Below are 23,979 nucleotides of genomic sequence, written 5' to 3'. Positions count from 1 at the left end.
TAGCTAATGCGCCGCGGGCCCATCTGTAAGTGACAGCTCCGAAAAGCCGCCTTTCAACTTCTCCTTAGGTAAAGAAAAGTGTTATCCGGTATTAGCTCACGTTTCCGCGAGTTATCCCAATCTTACAGGCAGGTTGCCCACGTGTTACTCACCCGTCCGCCGCTCGTTCCACAAGAATCACCCCGAAGGGGTCATCTTGCTTCCCGCGCTCGACTTGCATGTATTAGGCACGCCGCCAGCGTTCGTCCTGAGCCAAGATCAAACTCTCCATAAAATGCGAGCTTGGTTGCTCATTTAAAATACTAGCTTGTTTCTTACTTAACATACTGGTTGTTTCGTTCAGTTTTCAAAGATCAAATTGTTGTCACTGCTTTTGCGACAGCTAAAATATTGTAACATTTAAGACCACACTGTGTCAACACTTTTTTTATTCACTATCAATCCAACAAAAAGCTACACCATTTCGACAGCTAAATTATTGTATCGTAATTAGAAACAAAAATCAATATATAATTTCAATTCTGTTTTAATTGATAGAAGTTGCCTTAAAAAAGCAACGAGATTTAATATATCATAGTTTTTGTATATTTGTAAATGGAAAATCAATATAACTTTTACTTACTATTCTATAACTTCATTTTCATTTATCTATCATTTTTGATATACATCAGACAAAAACTCTTACTTTCGATATATCATCAATTCCAACTTTTTTATTCTAACTTCATTCTCCCAAACATGAAGTCCATCTATCCACTCTTTTCAAGTTAATTATCCGCTTTAGCCTTACCAAATTATAATAATTCAATTTAAAAACTCTCCAACTTTGCAATGAAGATATGCAAAGTTAGAGAGTTCTTTTTTAATTTCTTATAGGAAGAATAATGCTGCTACAACTCCGACAAAACCAATAAGAGCTAAAATATAAACCGGCTTAATTGGCATCTCGCCGTCTTTTTCCATTGCCTTACCAAACATAAAGAATACGATTGGATGTACTAAGAACGGCATAGAGAAAATAAATGGGATTAGTAATCCAGCCTCAGCCCCAAACATTCCACCCTGTATAGCCGCAAACAATCCAAAGTGAGAAATTGCACTAGATTGTGCCATAGCTGCATAATCAAATGGCATTGTACTGAAGCTTAACAATACTAATCCACCAAACACAGCACAAATTTGCCAGCCAAATGAAAATAGTATTAGTGCATTGACTTCTTTCTTTTCATTACCGTGAGCTTTACGCATGTTCATAAGAGACTTTACAGTAAGTCCAATACCAATAGCCACTAATATTGCTGCAGGGAATATTAGCAAGCTACCCCGATCAGCACTAATAGCTAAAATTGAAAACACAAAAATATGACCAAAGAAAGGAATATTAATCATAATTGGTGCTCTATTAGCTGCAACTTTACCAAAGTCTCCAGCTGTACACGCACCAGTTAAACCTGAGTGGGATAATGAACCCGCCATACCTGGTGCAAGATTCCGTGTATTTGCTGTTTTAGCAAAGTACATTAGTAACGCAATTCCGCCAAACATCCAAAACAGTTGACCAAAGAAGCCATAGAATATCACTGAATTCATACCTTCAATAGTGAAAGCCTCTCCCATTCGAGAGCCACCAACCATGAAGTTTCCTGCTAGAACGATTGGGATACCAGCAAATAATAATGCGCGAATTGTAGGTCCAAACATCCATTTGTAGAAAATCGCGCCTAAACCTGCAGCAATCATCATAGCAAAGAAAATTTGCGGTAAAGAAATAAGTGAACTAATCCAAGTAGCAATCTGACTTGAAAGAAGCAAAACAACAATAATTAAAATTATTTCTGCTATACCTTTTTGTAGATATTGACGCTTATTTTTAATCGTAGCTTTGTTATCAATGAAGATTAACGCACCAATGATACCGATGTAAGCAATAAGTGGATAGTAGTTACTTGGTATTACTCCACTATCATTACCTAAAAGCATACGTGACATTCCTTCAATCCCTAACAAGATAAAAAATGAGCGAATGATAAAGATAAATTGTGTTCTCGTAGTTCCGAGCATTGTTTCTTCATTAGAGTGTGTAACGAAATCATCTGGTTCTACTTCTTTATTCCCTAATATCTTTCTTAACTCTTGTCCACCAACAAAGAATGTAACCGTAAGTGCTATAATCGTCGTATTTGCCATTAAATTAACAAATGGAAATTCTGGGAGACCAGGAGTTGCGACATCGCTCCCTACTAATATATAACCCATAGCTAATCCAAAAATTACGATGATTAAAATCGGTGAATACCTTGTTCCCGCTACAACAGTACGAGATATTAAGACCATTGGAATAAGAAATAATAAAATGATCCAAAACTGATTTAATAATTGCAAATGTGTGACCTGTTCAACAATATCCATTTAGAAACCCCTTTATTATTATTCTCGCAAAAGTCTATAATACCGTAAGTACACAATAAGGTAAATTAAATTTTAGAATTAAATATAACTTTAATATAAAAAGTAATTAATTCGCCAAAATATTACCATTAATTTGAAACACTTATTTCTACTATCCTGCCTAAAGCAATGATTCTGCCCCATCGATATATAATTCAGTACCAGTAATATGACTTGAAGAATCAGATGCTAAAAAGTAGACAAGATCTGCAACTTGATCAGGAGTTCCTGGTCTATGTTCTAAAGGTTGACTTCCTTCCGGATAATTCACTGGAATCTTTATCTTTTCCAAGTTATCCTGTTCCGGAAATGTATTTTCACCTATATTTGTCTTAATTGCACCAGGACAAATGATATTCACCCTTATGTGATACGTTGATAATTCAAGAGCAGCCATTTTTCCGAATGCCATCTGCCCAGCTTTACTTGAACTATAAGCTGACATACCAAATCCTGAAAATGTTCTGTTACCATTTATTGAACTAGTAATAATTATACTTCCTCCCTTTTTTTTCATATGAGGAACAGAATATTTTGTAGTTAAGAATGTACTTTTCAAATTTGTTGTAAGTGTTTGATCCCACTCTTCAGGAGTAATATCTTCAATTGGAGCAACCTTACCATTGATACCAGCATTCGCTAAAACGATATCAAGCTGGCCCCATTCTGCTACAATTTCATCTATACTAGTTTTCAGTCTATGAGGGTCAGAAACATCTGTATCAGTGATAATCGCCTCCCCTCCCATAGATTCTATTTCTTGTTTAACTGATTCTGCATTTTTCTCTTTTAAATCAATCAGACCAATCTTCGCACCCTCTTTCGCGAGACGAATCGCTGCAGCTCTACCTATTCCAGAGCTTGCACCAGTAATAATTGCTACTTTTTCACTTAATAATTTTTCTACCATTATAAGCAACTCCCTTTTTCATATATCTTACCTAATCTTCCTACAACTATACAAAAAAACTCTCTAACAAATGTGTGAAATACACAGAATTAGAGAGTATATTATAATATTACTTGTTGATTATCTTGCCTTCTTTATCAACAGCAACAATACCTTGTTCAATTGCCATTATACGTGCAGCTTGGATTGATCCCCATAGAGTAGGTAAGAGGAGTATTGAAACCGGAACTGCTGTTACAACAATGGAGTTCTGGATAGCCGTAACACTATTCTCACCCACTGTTAATAGAACAATCGATAGCAACCCAAACATTATTACCCAAAAAACACGAATAAGTCTACTTGGCTGATCACTTCCAGTTAAAGATACCGCAACTGTGTATGAAATAGAATCCACAGTTGTCGCAACAAATACTAATGTCACTAATAAGAAACCAATCGCTAAGTAAAACCCTAATGGTAATTGATCCATAATTGCCATTACTGCAGCGGGCATTCCACCATCATCAAGAGGTGCTGAAATCGAACCTGGGCTATCTAATTCAGCTTTAATTCCAGTTCCTCCAACGACCGTAAACCAGAAATTTGTTACTATAGGAGCAACAATAGAAACAGCAATTATAAGTTCACGTATTGTTCTTCCACGAGATATTCTAGCAATGAAAATTGCCATCATTGGCCCATAACCTAAGAACCAGCCCCAGAAAAAGACTGTCCACCATCCCAACCAGGCTTGATCACCTTGGTATAAAGCCATTGTAAGCATATTTTGAATATGAAACCCTTCAGCAGAAATAAACTTATTAATAATAAATAATGTCGGCCCAAGGATAAGCATACAAACCGCTAAAAACACAGTTAGACCTACATTCATTCGACTTAGAAATTGAATACCTCTATCAATACCAGTAGCAACAGAGATTGCAGCGATAACGATCAATACACTAATAACAACAACATTAGTAACCAACGTATTTGGAACATCAAACAGTGAATGAAGACCATATCCTATCTGTAATCCAAGAAAGCCAATAGGTCCCATAGTACCTGCAGCAACAGCAACAATTGATATGATATCTGCAGCATTCCCTGTAATACTGTTTTTACGGAATATTTTTTCACCAAACAAAAGATATAGCATTCCTCTTGGTTTCATTGGAAACCCTTTATGATAATGCACATACATTAACACTATTGTAGCTAATGTCCCCAATATTGCCCATGCCAAAAATCCCCAGTGTAAAAAACTTTGCGCTAAAGCAGGTTCCACACCTGCTAAAGTTGATGAATTATTATTGAATAGAGGTGGAGTAGAAATAAAATGCATCATTGGTCCAGATGCTGCCCAAAAAACTCCTCCACTAGCGAGCAATGTGCATAATATCATGGCAATCCAACGATAATAACCATTCTCCGGTTTGTCCATCTTACCTAATCGAACATTCCCATACTTTGAAATTGCTAATCCGACACCAATTACAAAGTTTGCTAATAACAATAGCTCCCAATAAGAGCCAAAAACTTTAGCAGAGAATGCAAAGGAGGAATTAATCCACCCTTCTACCATATCTAAATCAATCATCGCGAAAACAACAAATAGAATCAATAGTCCCCCGCTAATAAAGAATACCGTTTTATCAGTTGCTTGCTTGTCTTTGTTACTTACTTTTTGTTTCACTCTTTTCCTCCTAATTTTGTTAAAGGCAAGTACCACAATGTTCATTTCATTTAATCAATTGTAAACATTTGGTTATGAATTATTTATCTAATAAAATAATTAATAATGATTAAAAAGCTCCGTACAGCTAGTTCATTTGTTGAATGGAACATCTTTCAAACGCCTTTAGATATAAGAGGCACATTTACATAATTATTTTTGAAAACAAAACGCTTGCACACTGTATTTTATTAGCACGCGTTAAATACTAATCAGTATTTAGGCGCACGAAAAATCATTATATATTTTTGATCTATGATAGTCAATCACTCAAAACAATTACATGTTTTTTACAAAGATTAAAGTAAACAAAAATAATTGCTTCAACGTCATATAACGAGTCTCGTTGCTTAAGAGACCGAATAAAAATAGTCCTTATAAAGTGAACCTTCAATCAGTGGATTTTTTTGCCCTTCACCCACTGATTGTTAGCCCTAAAGGATGACCTAAAGGCCTCTGAACCATTCGGGGTGTTAGCGTCCGTTTACTCCCACTTAAACAACTTTGATTTTTCTCGATGTTTTGAAGGTGGGAGTTTTACGGACGATTACACCGGGATAAATTAGTACCGCCCCCCGAAAGTTAGATTTTTCACTCTAACTTTCGGGGGGCGTTACCTTCAGAAGGGCTCTTTTTTCTATCAAGATTATTTAGTACATTCTTCCTCTTATAATCCTTATTCTTTTGTTCGAGGCGATTATTTTCACTCTGAATACTTTTATTTTCATTCTCTTTTTCTTATTTTACCTTTTTATTTCTATAGCCTTCTCTTCTTTTTGAATGGCTTATGGCTGGTCTTGTGAAATCAATCTTCGTATTCATCTTCATCATTGTCGTTATCCTCTTTGTCTTCATCATCTTCATGTGCTTCTTTATCTAATTCTCTCTGTTTCTCACGTTCTTCTTTTGCCGCTTCCTTTGCTTTTTCTCCTGATTCTTCTCCCTCTTCATGTTTATCTTTTGCAGCTTCCCTTGCTTCTTCTTCTAATTCTTTAGCCTCTTCACGCTTTTCTTTTTCTAACTCTTTTTTTTCTTTTCTAGCTTCTTTTGCTGCTTCAAGTTCTTCTTTTTCTAGCTCTCTCTTTTCTTCTCTCGCTTCTTTTACTGCATCACGTTTTTCTTTTTCTAACTCTTTCTCTTCTTCTCGTTTCTCTTTTACTTTCTCTCTTGCGTCTTCTCTAGCCTTTTTTACTTGTTGTTTTTCTTCCTCTTTTTCTTCGTTCTTATCTATATCTTTTTGATCATTAGTTTTATGGTTGTATTCCTTTTTAATACTAGCAATTGATTTTTCTCTAAGTTCGTCAGCGCCTAACCCTTTATCCTTTAAATCCTTGTATAATTGCATTTTATTTATTGAAAGGTTCTCTTCTCTGGATTCTTCTACTAGTTGTTTACTACCATTATCAACTATAACATCTGCAGATATTGAATTATCTTTTAGTGATCGATCAAGCGTCTCTTGCAGTTCTTTTGTATTTAAATGATTTGAGTCAATCAAAGAAACAACTGTTAAGTTGATCATCCCTTTTTCACTTTTAGATAAATAATTTTTATTAACAGCACTAGCAACAACTTCTTCTAAAATAACATTAATATCTTGTTTGCTATTTTCCAGCGAATCGGCAATCACGTGTCCCTCTTCATTTAAAAAATCCACCTTCGTTACTTGAAGATCTTCATTTGTATATATTTCAATACTTGGGTTAATATCAAGCGCAAAAAGATAAGAGTTTTCTTCTATCATAAATGAGCGCATAAAATAACCTGCAATCATTAAAAACAATACAGCAACAAGGGCTAAAGACTTCGTACCCTTCATTGGGATAATATTCTTCTCAACATACGTATAGTGTTCTCCAATTTGTGGCATTTCACTACCTGAGCGAGGAATATTTTTAAAGTTACCATCCTGACATAGCAATGAAATTTTTGTATCTGTTACTTTTACAACGATGCCTTGATGCGTATTCGACTTCATAATTTCCCCTCACTTTCACTTGGTACACTAATGTACGATGATAATTGTTGCCATTCAGGATGCAATTTTAATAAGATCAGAGTCACAATATATTTTCTATATTTTTCAATAGTTTTAAGGCGATAACCATACTCTTTCACAAAATCACTAACAGGCAAACGTTTCTTCTTTAAAAATGTTTCTACTAGAGTAGAAGATTGTACAAAGTCCTCAGCTATTTTCACTAGCTTTCGTTGTGTTTTACGGTGTTTTGGTGAGAATTTTTCCAATTCTTCAAATTTAACATTAAAGTCATTTAACAGCTCACTCAGCTCCAAAATTTCTGTAATTAATTCTTGTTGTTGAACATTTTGCTTGTATGAGTCCATTGATTTCTCAATTTCATATACATTAACGTACTGCTCATCATTTGCTTTAACTTCAAGCGGTACATCACTTTTCTTTTTTTCGCGACGAAAGTGATCTATTAAATCTCGCTTAACAAGTAGATATACATAATTCAGAAACGTTTTATCTGCATCAACAGCGTATGTGTCAATTGCACGATTAAAAGCTATTAAGCCAATACTAGACTCCTCATCACTCCAGGTAATATACCTTTTACATATATGTCCAACTGTATTGATAATATAAGGTTTGTAGTGAAGAATTAGTTTTTCTCTAGCTATCTCATCTCCATCTCTTGCTGATAAAATATATTCAGTCGTTTCTGCCTTTTGCATGATATCCCCCTAAATCAAACAGTTGTTTAACACTATTAGCATACAATCTTTTTTATAAAGGGGAAAGGACCAAAAGATGGTTTTATCAACCTAGTATTGCCAATAATATTCAAGGAGCTCCTAAATGGAACTCCCTGTGAAATCAATCTTCATCTTCGTCTTCATCTTCAACATTTTCATTGTCTTCATCTTGATCAATGTCTTTATCATCTTCGTCATCGTCTTCTTGGCCACGCTTATCTTTAGCTTGTTCTCGTTTCTCTTTTGCTAATTCCTTATTTCTCTCGCGCTCTTTTTTTGCAGCTTCTCTTTCTTCTTCACGTCTTTCTTTTGCTAATTCCTTCTCTTTTTCACGTTTCTCTTTTGCAGCTTCTCTTGCCTCTTCACGCTTTTCTTTTTCTAACTCTCTCTCTTTTTCTCGTTTCTCTTTTGCAGCTTCTCTTTCCTTTTTACGCTCTTCTTTTTCTAACTCTCTTTCTTCTTCTCGTTTCTCTTTTGCCTCTTCTCTAGCTTCTTTTGCTTGTTCTCTTTCTTCCTCATCTAGTTCACCTAGATCTTCTTCAGCATCTTCTTTCAATTCAGCTAATTCTTCTTCTGATTCTTGTTTTAATTCTGCTATTTTCTCATCTGCTTCTTCTTGTGTGATTTCTCCAGAAGCTAATGCAGCTTGAATTTCTGCTAATTCAGCTTTAACTTCTTCTTCAAGTTCCATATATTCATCGTAGATTTTAAATTCTATCTTTTTTCTATTTATGTTATCTAATGAAGTAGAAAGTTTTAAAATAGCCTCTTCATCACCTGATTCTTGCGCCGTTTCCAATCTTTCTTCAAGCTCTTTCTCTTTTTTCTTCATTACTTTCCCCATGATTTGAGAAGGGGCAATGTTCAATTCTTTTGCTACTTCACCATAGCCTCTACCTTCTTGTAGTAAGGAAACAATTTCATCTTCAGTTTTGCCACTTTCTTCTGCTAAAGACACTATTTTAACAATCTCTCCGAAACCAAAACCTTGATTACGTAATTCCTTCACCTTTTCATTATCAAGATCCTTTACAACATTAGCAACCAAATATGCTTCCTGTTGTTTTTCTTCAAATTCTTCTCTTTTATCTTCATCTATTTTCTCTGACACTTCATCTGTTACGGTAGTAGATTCCTCTAACTCTTCAGACAACTCTTCTTTCACTTCATTGTCAATTGTTTCGTCTGCGACAACTTCCGCAACCTCTTCTTGTGCTTTTTGTAGCGTACCTAAATAGTCGTCAATTAGATCATTAACATATTCGTCTTTCTCTTCCTCTACCATTTGTTCAGATTCTAATAAACGCTCCTTCACGATTTGAAGCAACAAATCAGATTCTTTTTCTGAATCAGTTGTAAATAATAATTGAAGGTTTTCTGCTGCTTGGTCAAAAAAATACATGAAACTATCTGGGGTAATTCCCGCTGCATCTTCTACTTCTGCTGTGTCTGTATTTTCCAAGTCTTCTAATTCTTCTATTATTTCCTCATTTTCTATATCATCTTGAACAGTTAAATCAACCGTTTCATTCACTTGAGTTGATCCAACTTGGGCATACACAGAATTAGTCGTAAATAAAACACCCGTAATCAAAAATCCCGTAGCAATAATCTGTTTCATTTTCAAATTCATCTACTCCCTCACTAAAATAATTCTTATTTATATATATTCCTTTAATACGGCAACTGGCTGACATAGGGAAGCGTACATTTACTCCCTTTAGTTTTGCGTCACCACCTTTCAATGGTTTACCTTTATCTTTATTTAATTTTTAGTAACCTACTATTATTACGTAAGGCTTTTAGATTTTGAGGGGGGAAAGTTAATGTTTTTCTCGGAAATATAATTTTAAAATCCGCACATTACTAGTTATTCATGTCCTATTCGTTTCTATTGCCTCTGAATATATTAGTAAAGAGGACTTCTTTTTCAATCGAAAGGAGGAAACAGCTCATGAATTCACATGAAAAAAAAGCTCCAGAAATAACAGTTGATTTGGCAAAAAAACTATTAGAAGACCAAACCGTCTACTTGACAGAAGAAGGAAAACAAATTCTAAAAGACATGATCAAGTAATTAAACTTAAGGGGGGGAAACATTTACCCCCTTTTTTCAATTACACGCAACATAAACAAAATTTAGTGGCAAGAAACTACCTAATTTCACATATATATTAAACATGTCCTAATGATTTCGGAGATGATTTAATTCATGTTTTATTTTAGAAAAGTTGGAAGTATCGTTATTGGGAGTATATTGCTTTCGATCGGGATTAATTTTTTTTTAGTTCCGTTTCACCTTCTTGATGGTGGAATAATTGGATTAGGTTTAATTATAAAGTATTTAACAGGGGTACAAGCAGGTCTAATTATTATTGTTTTTAGTATTCCAATTTTCATCATTGCCTGGATTTATAATAAAGATTATTTTTATAATAGTTTGCATGGAATGCTTGTTTCATCATTTGCTATAGATTTTCTATATCCACTTCACGATACATTTATTAGCCAATTTCAAATTCCTCCGTTATTAAGTTCCATTATTGGTGGTATGTTCATCGGTTTGGGTATTGGAATTATGCTCCGAAGTAAAACAAGTACTGGAGGAACAGATCTTTTAGCACAATTTTTAGCAAAAATATTTCAAGTCAATGTTGGTCTTGTCATATTTTTTATTGATGCATTGATTATTTGCTTAGGCGGATTATTAATCTCCCCTAATTCATTTTTCCTCTCTTCTATTACTATTATATTTGTAGGTCTATTTACTAGTATGTGTACATGGAATCTAGAATATTAGTATTTGATTTTCATTAAACAATACCAAAAGAACAATGACTGATAAGGTTTATCAGCCATTGTTCTTTTGGTGTTTCATTTAAATCTAATTCATATACTATTTCAACTTAAACCGAGAGATAGATACATTTAATTTTGTTGTTAAGTTTGCTAATTCATCAGTTGCCAAAGCAACTTCTTCCATTGAAGTACCTGTTTGTTCAATAGAAGCTGATGTTTGTTCAACACCTGCAGCTGATTCTTCAGATACCGCTGCAATATCTTCAATAGATCTATTCATGTCCATACTGTTTTCATCAATATCGGTTAAGTTGTTCGTAATTAATCGTATTCTTTTTATCATTTCAGTTAATGAGAAATCTATATCTTCAAATGTTTGGCCCGTTAACTTAACTTGATTCATTCCATTCTGAACCTCTTGATACCCATTTTCTAATGAATTAGTGACATCGTTAGATTCACTTTGAATATTGGCAACAATGCTGGTAATATCCTCTACGGATAATGAAACTTGTTCCGCTAACTTTCTGACTTCATCAGCTACTACCGCAAAACCTTTACCATGCTCTCCAGCACGTGCAGCTTCAATTGCTGCATTTAAAGCTAAAAGATTTGTTTGTTCAGCTATATCTTTGATAACACCTACTAGTTTCGAGATTTCTTTTGATTGTTGATCTAATCCTTTGACTTTATTCACTGATGCTTCAACAATCTTAAATATTGCCGTCATTTGTTCAATTGAGGAGTCCATTAACTGTTTCCCCTCATTTGTTAATTCAGCTACCTTCTCAGAAGAGGTGTTAACTTCATTACCATTTTCATTCGCTTGGGATACCTTTTCCGCAAAAATAGTCATTGCGGTTGACAGTTCACCAGCCCTATTGGCTTGCGCTTCTGCTCCTGATGACAGCTCCTGCATTGTAGATGCAATTTGATTGCTTCCTTCTTTTACCTCATAGGTTGATTGCGTTAATTCTTTACTTCTTTGAGCAACAGATTGAGATAATGAATTAATTTCTAAAACCAATTCACTAAGGTTTGTTTGCATTTTATTAGTAGATACTATCAGACTGCCAATTTCATCATCTGATGTAACTTCCAACGACTCATTACTTAGATCACCATTTGCTATTAGGTTCATGTGTTGACTCACACGCCTTAGAGGCTTAGTAATTGTTGATGCTACAACTAATGCGATAATAATACCAAATATCGTTACAGCTACTGTAATTGTAATGCCAACTAGTAAGGATGAATTTGCTAAACCTACTAATTGCTTTCCCTTCGAAGCAACTGATACTTCTCTAACACTTACTAAATCACTATATCCTCGTACAATTTGATCTCTTAATGCATTCATCGCATTTAAATTTGCTTCTATATTTGCTTGATCATCAGAGTCATAAAGTGCAAAGACATCTTCGCGAATATTCCCTTCTAAAATAGCACTGTTTTTTATTAATTCCTGTATTTCATTGGATTTATCATATTGTAATAATTGCTCTTCTAATCGACCACGTTCTTTTACTAATTTATCATATTGTTCAATATAGGCTTCATAGCCATAAATGGTGTATGCACGTGCTAAACTAATCTGTTCTGAAATATTTAATTGTAATTTTTGAGTGACGATAAGCGATGGAACATCTTCCTCAAAAATAGACTCAGAGTTTGCATTAATCCCATTTAATGATATGGAATTATAAATACCAAACGAAATTGTAAGAATAATGATAGTTAAAAATCCTATTAATAATTTTGCTTTAATATTTTTAAATTTAAATAGTTTTCTTGGTTTGCTATTTTTAAACTTCATTACTTCACCTCATTGTTATTATTATGAAAAAAGGCGATAACACCTGTGACTTCAGTCATGGGTGTGTTGATAAATATCTTCGCTTGTATGGAATCCGTCAGCAATTATTGTCTCATCGATATTAGATTTATCAACTGCAATCGGTGCTAGTAAGACGGAAGGCACCTCAACTTTTCCATTGTTGATCTTCCTGTCCACATCTACTTCTTCACCTGTCGCAAGTTTAACTGAAAGCTCTGCTGCCTTTTCAGTAAGTGTTTTAATTGGTTTGTATACTGTCATCAACTGCGTACCTTCAACAATGCGTTGGGCTGCTGCTAGTTCCGCATCTTGTCCAGCGACAGGAATTTCACCTGCTAGTCCTTGATCTGTTAATGCCTGAATAACTCCTCCGGCAGTTGCATCATTCGCTGCAATAACCGCATCAATCTGATTATTGTTAGCTTTTAGTGCATTTTCCATGTTTTTTAGTGCATTAGAAGGCGTCCAGTCCTTTGTCCATTGGTCGTATACTACTGTTATATCCCCTCTGTCAATAAGTGGCTGAAGTACATTAAAAACACCTTTTTTAAACAAATGAGCATTATTATCAGTTACTGCACCACCAATGTATACGTACTTTCCTTTAGGTACTACTTTTGTAATTGCCTTTGCTTGCATTTCACCTACCTGTTCATTATCAAAGGAAATGTAGAGGTCAATGTCAGCGTTCTTTACAAGTCGATCATATGATATTACCTTAATACCTGCCAAGTGGGCTTTATTTACAATAGCTGCAGTTGCCTCTGCGTTATGAGGTACGACAACAAGTAGATCAACACCTTGACTAATTAACGATTCAGCTTGTGAAATTTGCAACGCATCATCTCCATTTGCTGCCATGATTTCTACTTCTGCGCCCAGCGATTCTACCGCACTTTTGAACAAATCTCTGTCTTTTAACCAACGTTCTTCTTCTAAAGTATCCATAGAGAAACCAATTTTAACTTTTCCATCAGAAGAACGGTTAACGTGAGTCTCCTTATTTTGTAGTGAATTAGAAGATGACACATCTTTATGTGTTGCATTATCCCCTTTACAGGCTATAACAATTAAGAATAGAGCCAGTGCTAATAGGATCAGTGTAATGCTTCGAACAATCCACCTCATCACTCTTTCCCCTTTTCGATTATCAAGCATTAGTTTTACCTTGAAGCTTCTTTCGGTACTCCTTTGGTGAAAGGTTAGTCATTTTCTTAAATACTTTGCTGAAATAGTTCGGCTCGTGATACCCAACTTCAAAAGTGATTTCTTTTATACTTTTCTCTGGATCACCCATCAGTTTCTTTGCCTTTTCAATTCGGCATGCAGTTAAAAAATCAATATAATTAACACCTAATTTTTCTTTGAACATTTTACTAATATATATTGGGCTTAATTCTACTTTCTCTCCCAACGCTTCTAACGAAATATCTTCATGAGAGTGTTCAATAATAAATTGCTTAATTTGATGTATCGTATCTGCTTCTAAAAGCTCGTTATGTTCTACGTATGACTGCTGCATTCCATCTAGTAATTGACCCGTTACTGAACGAAGTTGCTGATAATCTTTCACCTGGAAAGCGTAGAATGGCCTGACTATTTCTATGCCAATTTCATTCATCACCTGAGATGCAATCCAGAGCACTTCCAGCATTTTTTGCTGTGTCTGCTGTATATTGGCACCTTCATTCTCGTAATATTGAATTAAGTTCATTATGTTAGTACGAACTTGCTCCCAATGTCCGAGTCGGATCTGATCAAAAAATTCTTTCTCTTGTTCTTTAATCTGCTGCACATTCCGCGCATCATCAAAAGCTGGTAAATCAGAATAGAAACGATATTTAACCGGAAGTGTTGTATCCATAGTCGCCATTAGAGCATCCTGGTAAGATTGTCTGATTCTTTCCAATGAATCACAAACACTTCCTATGCCAATAAACCACCCTGATCGTTGATCGTTTTTTGCTAGAGTAAGAATCTCACGAGCCAAGATAGTTGCTTGAGACCTGAATGATTTATCCGTATTACGAAACACAATTATTGGTAGTTGATTACCGTACAATGCACCTACCCAACTGTTCCCCATTTTTCGAACTTTCTGCTTGATAGAAGAATATAAATGCTCCGATCCTGACGGGATTAACACGACTGTCACAAACATTTGATTCATTGATTTAATACCTAACATCTCAACTAGTATGTCCAAATGCACTTCATGTACATGATCAAAAAGCAGCTGCGTTACAACATCTGTTTCAGCTAGAGCCAATGTTTTTTGTAGCTTCTCCTGCTGAAGTTTGCTCGTAATCAAGGATTCCTGTTCTTTTATAACTTGATCAAATATTTTACCCACTGTCTCCAAAATTTCACTTGCTTTACTTGGTTTAAGCAAATAATCCTTTGCACCCAGCTTAATTGCCTGTCGCACAAAATCAAATGTGTCATAAGCTGTTACCATAATACATTTTATATTAGGGTGCTTTTCAATAATTTGTTCAACAGCTTCTAATCCATTAATTCCTGGCATTTTTATATCCATAAGTACAACATCTGGCTTAAATTCATCCGTCACTTCTATGGCGTGTTTACCATTTTTAGCTTGTTCAATTACGATTTCCGGAAAACCCTTTTGCAGAATTGCTTGCATCCCTTCCCTTTCAACCTGTTCGTTATCCACAATCAGGAGCTTGATCATTCTGTTCAACTCCTCACTTTTTGAATTTTGAGAATAACCTTTGTACCATATCCTATCGTGCTTTTAATATCTATCACATCCTCAGAACCATAAAAAAGGCGCAAACGCTTAACAACATTACTGAATCCGATCCCCGTGGAATGTCCTTCGGTTGAAACAATACCCTCCTTCAAAATTTGTTCGATCTTCTCTTCATTCATTCCCATTCCATCATCTTCAATTTCTATCGTCACTCTCTCAGAACCATCAATAATACGAACCCATATAATGCCGCCATTTTCTTTAGGCTCAATAGCATGGATTACAGCATTTTCGATAATTGGCTGTAATGTCAACGCAGGAATAGGTACATAAAGGCAAGATTCATCTATTTCCATATATAATTGTAAGTTCTCAGTGAAACGAGCTTTTTGAATATCCATATACTGTCTTAAAACTTCAACTTCTTCATTAAGTGTCACAGACCTGTCTATTTGTTTTAAATTGTAACGTAGTAATCCTGCAATACTTACAAGCAAATCACTTGTTTCTTCAGAACCTTCCATATATGCTTTTTTAGAAAGTGTGTTAAGCGTATTAAATAAGAAATGTGGATTAATTTGACTTTGCAGGCTGCGAAATTGGCTTTCTTGTAAAAGAATTTTACTTTGCTGCAACTCATGTTCAAGTTGCGCCTTATGTGTAATTTCCGAGATTAAATTATTTATATTGATTCGCATACGATCAAATGTCTTAGCAAGAAAAGCAATTTCATCATTTGTTTCCACTTTTATCTGTAAATCAAATCTACCTCTAGACAACTCATTGGCCGCCTGTGTGAGCTTAAGTACTGGCTTCGTAATGCTCAATGAAAACCCATAAGTAAGCGTTAACAAAAGAAACGTAATTAACAGTAATAACCAAATGCCAAGTTCTTTTAACTCTACTGATTGCTCAATTATGCTACGATAAAATCGATCGTAAGTCTTCAATTCTGTATCTAGCAATGTAAGTGTCATTTCAGAAATATAATTTGAAATACGTGTTGCTTCCGTAAATTCTTTTGCTAACGCTTCTTTTTCTTGCTCAGAATGAAACATCAGTAACCTATTCGTTGTTTCTATGAAACTATCAATTAAATTAATATAGTTCGTTAACGCAAAGTCGTTTTCTTCATTTCTTAAATCAAAAACGTTATATTTTGCTTTTTGTATCTTTTCTTTACTCAAATCAAGTTGCTCTAAATTTTCTTCTGATGGATTAAGCATATAATTATTCAAATCTGTTATTATTTGTTGGCTCGAATTCGTCACTTCATTCATACTTAAATAGCGTTGTAAAATATCATTATATTGATTTTGTGTTTTATTATTGTAATATGTAAGCGTTATCCAAATTGCCGACATAATTACCACAACTACTGTGGTTAGCATCCATATTTTCTTTTGAATTCTATTCATTGTTCATCCGTCGCCTTCAATACCTGAATATCAGTGAAATAACCATTTATATCGAGAGGAACTGTTTCTCCATTTAACCATTCCAACATTAATTCCACACTAACCTCACCCATTACCTCAGGCGACTGTTCAATCAATCCATCCAACTTCCCTTGTTTTAATAATGCTAATGACTCTGGGCCATCATCAAATGAATAGATATGATAAGGCTCGACTTGAGAGCGATGTTCAATTTCTTCAATTAAACTTCCTACTAGGTTTGCATTGATAGCTACAAAGGCATCAACATTTGGCATCTGGTTAAGCATGTTCTGTGTAGTTGCGATTACTTGATCTCTTGATTCAGACGTTTCTGCATATAAGGCTTGAACATTCGGATAAGTCTCTAAAACATCTTTCATACCATTTAAACGTTGTTCCTGATAATATTCAAATTCAGTATCATACATAAGGATGACATTTCCTGTCGTACCCATATCAGATACTAATTGTTCAGCAATCATTTTTCCTGCATTATACTGGTCGGAACCAACATAGGTCTTTCTTAGACTTTCTTCCATTGGTACATCATTTGCCACAGTGATAATTGGGATACCATAAAATGATGCTTTTATTTTTGATAGATTTTTAAAATCTTCCGTATCTAATCCCTGTATTATGATACCATCGACCTTGGAATGAATAGCGATTTCCATCTTTTCCAAAAAATCTTCTTTATTATTTCCATAACTGCCCCATACTTCAAGTGTTGCTCCTTCTTCCTTTGCTCTGTCAACAGCAGCATTTCCCACCTTATCCCAGAATGGGGTGTTCATATCTTGCGTGATCAGAACGAAACGATATCCTGCTTGTATTTTATTTATGGTCTGTGGTAATTGCCAATCAGATTGAACTACTTTTTGCGCTGATGCAAATGTGAAATAACAAAGGGTGATGAATACAAAAGCTAATATAGTGATGACTGTTTTACGCAAGAGAAAATCTCCTTCCATTCTTTCGAAGGTAATTAAATCATATCATTTACCACAAAATATTCAATACTTTTCCTATAGGTTAATATAAACACTTTAACTAGAGAGATAGCAGCTTATGAGGTGAGATTCGAGTATCGTTTGTATTAACTGAGACGCTTCTTAATATAGGATAAAAGTAGAAGAGGGACTACTTAGAGTCCCTCTTTTTAATTTGTAGCAATAATATAAGTACACAAATCTATTTTCCTCTTTTTCTAGTGGTTACATCAAAGATAACCGCTAGAACTAAAACAGCACCACGAATAATATATTGGTAGGATATCCCTACCCCTAGTAGGTTCATTCCGTTGATTAAAGAAGCCATAACAATTGCACCAACAATTGCACCAGTTACTTTACCAACCCCACCGGCAGATGATACACCACCAACATAAGCAGCTGCAATTGCATCAAGCTCAAATAATGTACCAGCAGTCGTTGTGGCTGATTGTAAACGAGCAGTAAATAGAATTCCTGAAACTGCTGCAAGCATCCCCATTGAACCAAACACTAAATAGGTAATTTTCTTAACGTTAATCCCACTTAAATGTGCTGCTTCTGGGTTACTACCAACTGCATAAATATGTCTACCTAATACTGTTTTTGTTGTAAAAAAGTGATAAATACTAACAATAACTAGTAATACTATAACTGTCCAAGAAAAACCATTATAACCTGCCAAAATCCATGTAATATAAGCAATAATTGCTGAAACAAACAGCAATTGTAAAACAAAAATTTCCATTGACACTACATCAAATTTATACTTTATCTTATTTTTTCGACTAGATAAAGCACTATAAACATAGAATATAATACCCATTAATCCTACAAGCAGAGATAACAGATGTAATCCATTCACCTGCATAATTGATGGAATATATCCATTCCCTATCGCATTAAAAGCATCATTTTGAACAATTATCGTACCAGTTTTTTCTGTAACTAAAAGTAGTGCACCTCTAAAGATAAGCATACCTGCTAGTGTTGCAACAAATGCTGGAATTCCAAGCTGCGCAACTAAAAAACCTGTACACAAACCAATAATTGTTCCCAGTATAAGAATCGTTGGAATAGTTAAGTAGACAGGTAATCCCGCTTGCATAAGTAATATAGCAGCAATTGCACCAAGAAAACCAGCTAGAAATCCAATCGATAAATCAATATGCCTAATAACAATAACAAGCATTACACCAACAGCCAATACAGCAATATAACCAGCTGAATCTAGTAGATTACTTATATTACGAGAAGACATGAAAAGTCCATCTGTCATAACAGAAAATGTAAGCATAATAATGAATAAAGCAATATACATACCATAGTCACGAATATTGTCTTGGATTAACTCTTTCGCTTCATTTAGCATCTTCATAATTTAATTTTAACCTCCTATTGCGTAGCAAGTTGCATAATTTTTTCTTGATCCGCGTCTTTTGTTAACAACTCACCTTTAATTTCGCCTTCACCCATTACATACAATCGGTCACTCATACCGAGGATTTCACCCAATTCTGAAGAGATCATAATAATGCTTAATCCTTGGTCAATTAATTTATTCATGACTGTATATATTTCAAATTTAGCCCCCACATCTATTCCACGTGTTGGTTCGTCTAAAATTAGTAAAGTTGGACTTACAAATAACCACTTACCTAAAGATACTTTCTGTTGGTTACCACCACTTAAATCTTTTACAATTTGTTGTAAAGAAGATGCTTTTATATTTAAGGATTTTCTATATTCTTCAGCACCGATTATTTCTATATTTTCATTAATAACACCATTCGAGGAGACATCTTTTAAATTAGCTGCGGAAATATTATTTTTAATATCTTGAGAGATAAACAGTCCATCACCTTTACGATCTTCCGTTACATAAGCAATTCCAGCTTTAATTGCATCACTTGTGTGTTTAAACTTAATCGGCAGACCATTAACTGCGAGATCACCCTGTGTTTTATAATTCTTTGGATTCCCAAAAATACTTTGCGCAAGTTCAGTTCGACCGGACCCCATTAATCCAGCAAGGCCCACAATTTCTCCTTTTTTAACATGAATATTGATATTTTTTGCAACTTGTCTTCCTAATTGAGCATCATATGCAGACCAATCTTTTAATTCAAGAACTTTATCACCGAAAGCTCGTTTCTCTCTTTTGGGATAAATGTCATTGATCTCTCGACCAACCATGTTCTTTATAATCACATTTTCAACTATTTCTCCTTTTGAGGCATCTAACGTACAAATGGTTTCTCCATCTCGGAGTACAGTTGCTTTATCTGCAATTGCTATTACTTCTTTTAACTTGTGTGAAATCATAATACAAGTTACACCTTGTTTTTTCAGTGCTCTTAACAGTTCCAAAAGGTTTTCACTATCATCCTCATTAAGTGCTGCTGTCGGTTCATCCAAAATAAGCAACTTTACCTCTTTACTTAAAGCCTTTGCTATTTCAATTAGTTGCTGCTTACCTACTCCTAAATCTTTTATTAGTGATTCAGGATTAACCTTTAGATTTACCTTTTTTAGCATTTTTTCAGCCTCAACGATTGTTTGATTCCAGTCTACAACTCCAGCTCGTTTTACTTCATTACCTGCATATATATTCTCATATACTGACAGATCTGGGAAAAGTGCTAATTCTTGATAAATTATCGCAATACCAGCATTTACACTGTCATTAATTTTATTAAATTGCTGTACAGTTCCATTAAATACGATATCCCCTTTATATGTCCCATAGGGATGAACACCGCTAAGTACTTTCATCAGGGTGGACTTTCCAGCTCCATTTTCACCGATTAAACAATGAATTTCCCCTTTTTCTACTTTAAAATTAACATTACTCAGCGCTTTAACACCGGGAAATTCTTTCGTAATATGCTCCATTTCAAGAATATATTCGGCCATCATTTACCCCCTTATCTCTTAACATAGCAACTATTGAATTGGGAAATAGCGATAGACGAATCTATCACTATTTCGCATTTTTTAGCTTTTATCTTTTATAGTCCAGTAAATTCACTAGCTTCATAATAGCCAGCATCAATAAGCTCAGCTTGAACATTATCCTCATCAACTACGATAACGTCTGTTTGTTTTGCAGGTACTTCGATATTACCATTATCGTAAGCACCAGTTGTTTCAGGTGTATTACCATCAAGAACATCAATTGCCATACCCATAGAATCTTTAACAAGAGTACGAACGTCTTTAAATACTGTCATTGATTGTTTGCCATCAATGATATATTGAATTGATGCTTTCTCAGAATCTTGACCTGTTACTAGATAGCTTGATATGTCAGAATCAGATCCAAAAACGTCTGCGATTGAACGTGCAGTACCATCATTTGGTGCAAGTATAGCAACGTCACCTTTCATATCTTCTCCCGCAGCAGTCAAATGAGTTTGAGCTTTGTTTTTAGCTTCATTTGGATCCCAGTTTGTTGTAACTTGGTTAAGAATGCTACCCATTTGATCACGACTAAGTTCCGCCGTATCAGCTAAATCAGATGCTTCACTAGAATTAGCAATTACGAAAGTACCATCTGCGATTTTAGGTTGTAGAACACTCCATGCACCTTCGAAGAACAAGAAGGCATTATTATCAGAAGAAGCACCAGCATATAGATATAACGGTACGTTAGAACCTTCTGCATTATCAATTAAGTACTGTCCTTGAGCAGCACCTACAGCGATACTGTCGAATGTAACATAGTAATCAACTGCGTCTGTATCAGTGATAAGACGATCATAAGAAATAACTGTAATCCCTTCTTCTTTAGCAGCTTCTACTGCAGCACCAGCTGCTGCGGCATCATGAGGGCTAATGATTAAAACTTCAATTCCTTTACTAATCAACGTTTCAACATTTTCTTTTTCTCTAGCAGAAGATCCTTGGCTAAACAAAATTTCTGTTGTATATTCTGAGTCAGCTATTGCATCTCTAAATCTTTCTTCATCCTGTACCCATCTTGGTTCATCTTTAGTTGGTAACACGATACCAACACTTATGTCGCCATCACCACTATCCGTTTCCCCACTCGTCTCACTGTCGCTACAAGCTGCAAGAATAAGCATAAACAGCATTGTTGCTAAAAGAATTGTAATCTTCTTCATTCTAATACCCCTCTCAATTGGTCATATTTTATTACAGGTCAATTATATCGCTCAAACAACAATTTGAAAGCGTTAACATATAGCATTTTTTTATTATTACCTACACTTTTTTATCCTTTTGAACAAGTGGTATATTATCCTTTTATACTCTTATACATTTTTGTTATGTAGGCGCATTAAAAAACTCCCCAATATTGGAGAGTTTACAATGTTCAATTTTTTCAGCTATATATTTTAATACACAAAGGGTTTATTGTATTCAATTTCAGTCACCTCAAAATTAAACCAATTAAAGTCACCCAAATCTAATTTCCACGTAACGTCACCCTTTGTAGGGATTTTTATTCCTTCAAATTCTTTATAATCTCGAACTGGGATTGACCATGTTTCCAAACGAGTCTCTCCATCAAATTCACCATACCTTTCAGCTTCAAACTGTGTTACTTCACCTATATCATTAAATGTAAAGACACCTGAAGCTACTATACCTCCATAAGACATGGTTGCTTTTGAACGATTTGTATCTAACGTTTCCCATGTTATATATTCATTTAAAGCCGCACTTGGAAACCACATTGTCTCTGCAAGGTAACGCAATAATGTACCCTGATCAATTTCTTTTCCTTTAGAGTCAGCCACTGGAAATAAAGCAAGTAATTTAATAAGCATGTGCCCTTTTCCATTTTCATATTTATCTCTTCCTACAATGTGAAAAAGTGGTGCAGCTTTAATATCAGCTTTCCAATTGAACTACCCCCACCTAAATTTCTAACGAAATTTTGAGGAAGGGGATTCCCAAAGGATGCACTTGCGCACAACCAAAGCCTGTTCAACTAGGCTTTGGATTTCCTGTTTTCCAACCGAGACAAACCCATTTTCTCAAAGTCTGTGGTAGCACCTTTCGGAAATAGTGAGCTCCAAGAGCTCAACTTGTTTTGGCTAGAAAACTCTATTTTGTAGAAAACGTGCACTCTAGCAAAAGATAGGCAGGATGAAACAGACCCCCATTGCACCCAGTGATGTAGACCTTGTTTCTGCTCTGGAACAAGTGAATGCAACGCTGGTGGAAGCTTTTCTTTAAAACCCATAGCTCTTCGAGCTATTGTATAGGAAGCAGATTCGTGAATGGAAATTCCGAATCTTTTCATGTATTTCATTTTACCAATTTGGCTAGTGTAAGCTGGATTTACTTCGTAAACTTCAATCCCGGCTTTATCAGCTCTTGATTTTATAGCCATTACCATTTTATTATAAGCGAATTGACTCATGCGTCGGTTCGCTTTTTTATTGCCGTAAGCATGTTTAACTTTGGATTTTGTTGTGTTAAGCTTCTCTATTACGATTGGTTTTTTATGCTTCGCAGCATAATCAACCAATGCAATTATTTCTGCTTCAATAATTTTTGAGAGTTGACCACTTGTCTTTCCTTCAACCTCAAAATCCAGAGAGAAAGACTCAATCAGTTGCCCAATACTATTAACGTTAGAAATAGCCAAGTGGTCAACATTACAATCCACACCAATAACACCCTCCGATTTAGAGTAGTTCACATAAGGATTTGGTAGTACATCTACTAAACACTTGAATACGAAGTATTCTCCATGGTCCTCAACGGACCATGCGATAGGCTTACCGAATTGTTTTTTATTTTTTAATCCCATCTGCGTATTGATAGCGTTGTCCACGTTTTCTTGCCCATAAGGAAACACAACATTATCAAAAGTTATAACATTGCCGTTTATCGTTTTAAAGATCAACTGGTTGGTATTTGTGTTGTAATGAAAAACAAAGTTGCCAGTTTTCGCATCTTTTCGTCCCGAAATAGTCATTTTACCATAACGAGCCAGATACCAATCCTGTTTCCATAACCCAGGATTATTTTGATACTTTTCTGTCGTCGTTCTAGCTTTTGCTAGTTTTTTACTGCCAAAACAGACGCTTTTTACGCCGATTTTAAGGCTTGTAATTTGTTTTTGGAACCTATCTAGTTTGAACTCCAACCGTCCCAAACGGGACGTTAGATGCTTAATTTGAACATCTAAGTAAAGATGTTCAAAATCATAAGCATTGTAATACAAATCGATTTTTGATTTGAATTCCACAACGAAAAAGTTTCCTTTTTGTTGTTCAGGCGAAATTTTATTGAATTTCGGATTTCCTTTTATAAACGAATTTTTGATTTTGTTCAAAACAGTTAAGCGAGATTTCGTACTTTTAATTTTCTTTTTAACAGAGCTTATTTGTGCTTCTTTGTTGGAAATATACATTTTTGTTAG

General features: G+C 34.9%; 17 protein-coding genes, 1 rRNA gene, 1 pseudogene and 1 riboswitch. Of the genes and pseudogenes, 2 read left to right on the top strand and 17 right to left on the bottom strand.

Annotated features, from left to right (window positions below; translation table 11 throughout):
- From D2K40_RS15145 to D2K40_RS15120, 7 genes are all read right to left on the bottom strand, one after another.
- Window positions 1-274: ribosomal RNA gene (locus D2K40_RS15145) — 16S ribosomal RNA — on the bottom strand; the annotation flags it as partial.
- A 596-nt stretch (window positions 275-870) separates the two neighbouring features.
- On the bottom strand, window positions 871-2,409 hold the full coding sequence (locus D2K40_RS15140) for a hypothetical protein (RefSeq protein WP_117157184.1): 1,539 nt from the start codon (window positions 2,407-2,409) through the stop codon (window positions 871-873).
- Window positions 2,410-2,569: 160 nt separating this feature from the next.
- The gene (locus tag D2K40_RS15135) at window positions 2,570-3,358 is read right to left on the bottom strand and encodes an SDR family oxidoreductase (RefSeq protein ID WP_117157183.1); all 789 of its coding nucleotides are present in this window, start codon (window positions 3,356-3,358) and stop codon (window positions 2,570-2,572) included.
- Window positions 3,359-3,467: 109 nt separating this feature from the next.
- Window positions 3,468-5,036: a BCCT family transporter gene (locus tag D2K40_RS15130; protein WP_268237336.1), complete on the bottom strand. Its 1,569-nt coding sequence runs from the start codon at window positions 5,034-5,036 to the stop codon at window positions 3,468-3,470.
- Window positions 5,037-5,880: 844 nt separating this feature from the next.
- A complete protein-coding gene (locus tag D2K40_RS16480) occupies window positions 5,881-7,053 on the bottom strand; it encodes an anti-sigma-I factor RsgI family protein (RefSeq protein ID WP_162879239.1) in 1,173 nt (390 codons plus the stop codon).
- Complete coding sequence (locus D2K40_RS15125; RefSeq protein ID WP_117157181.1) at window positions 7,050-7,775, bottom strand: sigma factor; 726 nt, start codon at window positions 7,773-7,775, stop codon at window positions 7,050-7,052. The genes D2K40_RS16480 and D2K40_RS15125 overlap by 4 nt, the downstream gene beginning before the upstream one ends.
- A 142-nt stretch (window positions 7,776-7,917) precedes the next feature.
- The gene (locus D2K40_RS15120) at window positions 7,918-9,417 is read right to left on the bottom strand and encodes a DUF5667 domain-containing protein (RefSeq protein WP_229666803.1); all 1,500 of its coding nucleotides are present in this window, start codon (window positions 9,415-9,417) and stop codon (window positions 7,918-7,920) included.
- A gap of 57 nt (window positions 9,418-9,474) precedes the next feature.
- Window positions 9,475-9,560: riboswitch (cyclic di-GMP riboswitch) on the bottom strand.
- Window positions 9,561-9,750: 190 nt separating this feature from the next.
- On the opposite strand from D2K40_RS15120, the gene D2K40_RS16735 reads away from it, so the two are divergent.
- Window positions 9,751-9,873, top strand: coding sequence for a hypothetical protein (locus D2K40_RS16735; protein ID WP_268237335.1), 123 nt, complete (start codon window positions 9,751-9,753; stop codon window positions 9,871-9,873).
- 135 nt (window positions 9,874-10,008) lie between these two features.
- Entirely contained in the window at window positions 10,009-10,596 is a 588-nt protein-coding gene (locus D2K40_RS15115; RefSeq protein WP_117157179.1) for a YitT family protein, read from the top strand.
- A gap of 96 nt (window positions 10,597-10,692) precedes the next feature.
- Here the strand turns inward: D2K40_RS15115 and D2K40_RS15110 are convergent, their stop codons facing one another.
- From D2K40_RS15110 to D2K40_RS15065, 10 genes and pseudogenes are all read right to left on the bottom strand, one after another.
- Window positions 10,693-12,411 carry a methyl-accepting chemotaxis protein gene (locus D2K40_RS15110; protein ID WP_117157178.1) on the bottom strand — a complete coding sequence of 573 codons (1,719 nt, stop codon included), beginning with the start codon at window positions 12,409-12,411 and terminating at the stop codon, window positions 10,693-10,695.
- Window positions 12,412-12,462: 51 nt separating this feature from the next.
- On the bottom strand, window positions 12,463-13,560 hold the full coding sequence (gene xylF, locus D2K40_RS15105; RefSeq protein WP_117157185.1) for a D-xylose ABC transporter substrate-binding protein: 1,098 nt from the start codon (window positions 13,558-13,560) through the stop codon (window positions 12,463-12,465).
- Between the two features lie 22 nt (window positions 13,561-13,582).
- Window positions 13,583-15,127: a response regulator gene (locus D2K40_RS15100; RefSeq protein ID WP_117157177.1), complete on the bottom strand. Its 1,545-nt coding sequence runs from the start codon at window positions 15,125-15,127 to the stop codon at window positions 13,583-13,585.
- Window positions 15,128-15,132: 5 nt separating this feature from the next.
- Window positions 15,133-16,566 (bottom strand): sensor histidine kinase, encoded by a 1,434-nt coding sequence (locus tag D2K40_RS15095; RefSeq protein ID WP_117157176.1) that lies wholly within the window; start codon window positions 16,564-16,566, stop codon window positions 15,133-15,135.
- Window positions 16,563-17,540 (bottom strand): substrate-binding domain-containing protein, encoded by a 978-nt coding sequence (locus D2K40_RS15090; protein WP_229666801.1) that lies wholly within the window; start codon window positions 17,538-17,540, stop codon window positions 16,563-16,565. The genes D2K40_RS15095 and D2K40_RS15090 overlap by 4 nt, the downstream gene beginning before the upstream one ends.
- A gap of 238 nt (window positions 17,541-17,778) precedes the next feature.
- A complete protein-coding gene (locus tag D2K40_RS15085) occupies window positions 17,779-18,954 on the bottom strand; it encodes a sugar ABC transporter permease (RefSeq protein WP_117157174.1) in 1,176 nt (391 codons plus the stop codon).
- Between the two features lie 17 nt (window positions 18,955-18,971).
- Complete coding sequence (locus tag D2K40_RS15080; protein WP_117157173.1) at window positions 18,972-20,492, bottom strand: sugar ABC transporter ATP-binding protein; 1,521 nt, start codon at window positions 20,490-20,492, stop codon at window positions 18,972-18,974.
- Window positions 20,493-20,587: 95 nt separating this feature from the next.
- Complete coding sequence (locus D2K40_RS15075; protein WP_117157172.1) at window positions 20,588-21,703, bottom strand: sugar ABC transporter substrate-binding protein; 1,116 nt, start codon at window positions 21,701-21,703, stop codon at window positions 20,588-20,590.
- 234 nt (window positions 21,704-21,937) lie between these two features.
- Window positions 21,938-22,441 (bottom strand): annotated as a pseudogene (locus tag D2K40_RS15070) (DUF6920 family protein); the annotation flags it as partial.
- Window positions 22,442-22,536: 95 nt separating this feature from the next.
- Window positions 22,537-23,979 (bottom strand): IS200/IS605 family accessory protein TnpB-related protein (locus D2K40_RS15065; protein WP_117157171.1); only part of this gene is annotated, 1,443 nt, incomplete at its 5' end.

The sequence above is a fragment of the Paraliobacillus quinghaiensis genome (assembly GCF_003426025.1).
Taxonomy (GTDB): Bacteria; Bacillota; Bacilli; order Bacillales; family Amphibacillaceae; genus Paraliobacillus_A; species Paraliobacillus_A quinghaiensis.
This window is presented reverse-complemented; position numbering and strand designations above follow the sequence as displayed.